The organism is Psychrobacter sp. 1U2 (assembly GCF_051847575.1).
The window spans coordinates 1-1,639 of the sequence record NZ_JBPYDC010000145.1 but is presented as its reverse complement, the minus strand read 5'-3'; the positions used below and the strand labels follow the sequence as shown (position 1 = coordinate 1,639).

Annotated in this window: 2 protein-coding genes and 1 pseudogene; all 3 read right to left on the bottom strand. The window is 43.9% G+C overall.

The window, feature by feature from the left end:
• Nucleotides 1–282, bottom strand: a pseudogene (locus ACS8FD_RS13950) (DUF4870 family protein); the annotation flags it as partial.
• A gap of 166 nt (nt 283–448) precedes the next feature.
• Nucleotides 449–1,000, bottom strand: coding sequence for a type II secretion system protein GspM (gene gspM, locus ACS8FD_RS13945; RefSeq protein WP_439260769.1), 552 nt, complete (start codon nt 998–1,000; stop codon nt 449–451).
• A gap of 43 nt (nt 1,001–1,043) precedes the next feature.
• Nucleotides 1,044–1,639: GspL/Epsl periplasmic domain-containing protein (locus ACS8FD_RS13940; protein ID WP_439276310.1), on the bottom strand; the 596-nt coding region annotated here is incomplete at its 5' end.

Sequence of the window (1,639 nt, the reverse complement as noted above, 5' to 3'; positions counted from 1 at the left end):
GTCAAAGTGTGTCGCAAGCCATGTACCTTCGGCATCACGGCGTTTGCCATAGTTCATTATGATTGGCACAATCCACAGCAGCCCTGCCGTAAAATAGCTGATCACATAAAGCAGATAGGTGATGTGATTATAAGTGATTAATGCGCGCTGCTCTTTTTGAGTCAACAGTGGTCTCTCTTGCTGCATAATTCTGTGTGTCGTTTGCGAGTCAATAAAGGGTTCGGTAGTCCGTGTTTTTGTATATGAATGCTTATCGGTTTTATCGTTAGAAGACTGGTTCATAATTTTTATCCATAACTGACAGTAGCCATTAAGTACTCAATTGTGGCAAATAGCGTCGCTTTCAAGATGAAAATTACCATGTCCTGATAATCTAACTTACAGTAACGGTTAAACGTAGATGAATATGTAAAGAGCCTTTGAGACAAGTTTTCAAAAATAAGGTTTATTAAGACGTGACAGTCGCTTGTACTTGCACCTGCTTGGTCGCCACATCCTGCTGCATCAACAGCTTTGTAAACTGCCAGCCTTGTTGCTCAAGCTTACCAAGTGCAGCACTGACGGTCGCTTGGCTCGGATGACTAAAGCTCAATTGCACCCCTGCACCATTAGCCACCACTTGTGCATTATCGATACCTGAGCTGTTTAATGCAGTATTCACGCGGCTTGCTGGTGGCATTGCATCAGCACCATCTTGATTACTAGCAGCATTTAATGCATTGGGGTCGATATTGGCTGCTTGTGAGCGTAACCAAAAATAATCAGCGACCTGCTCTTGGTAATTAGACTTACTCTCTTTAGCGGCTTGATGAACACTATAGCCACCGTAACCACCAACAAATAACAATAAAAACACCAGCAAAATAACCAATGCCATCTGATCACGAGAAGAGAGTACTTGCCAGCGTGACCATAGTGCGTTTTGATAGTTGTTCACACGTGCTGACAAGGCATTGGTTGCTAACGATCTGTGGGTGGTACGGCGCTGTAATAGTTTCATCACTTGACCTTGATGGATGGTATAAAATTTAAAAACTAAAAATTTAAGATTGTGCCATATTGTCTACGGCCGCAGGATCATTGGCGATATCGATGGTAATCTGTCCACTAAACTGTCCTTGCTCATTACTGTTGACTCGCTCTAGGCTTGCTTGAATACCTTGTGCCGTCAATGTGCTGGCGAACTTATCAAGACTACCACGGTCTGGCGCTATTAAGGTAAAACTTAAGACAGATGGCTCCATAACCAATGCCTGTGCATGTAACGATGACTGCTTAATAAGCGGTGATATCCGCGCCAATACCGCTAAGTGTGAAGCCGACTCTTGACTGTCGCTACGTAGTTTTGGTTGCATCTGCACTTGCAGCTTGGTGCGACTGGTATTGAGCACCTCATCTGGGAACCATGACTGGTACTGCTTCGCGGTTGCCATCTGTGCGACATCAGCGGCAGTATTATAACGATAAGTTTGTAAGGCATCAGTTGCCATTTGCAATACCAATGCTGACAATGCAACCATCATCGCCACTCGTAAATAGGGCGATAGATTTGTGGTTGATGACTTGATGAAAAAGTTAAGTGCGTGGCGTTCTGGTATCTCTATTGGCATAGGGACTGTAGATAAAGGCGTTGATAATA

Excerpts from the sequence above, each read along its gene's own strand:
- gspM (WP_439260769.1), bottom strand. The coding sequence starts at position 1,000 with ATGAAACTATTACAGCGCCGTACCACCCACAGATCGTTAGCAACCAAT.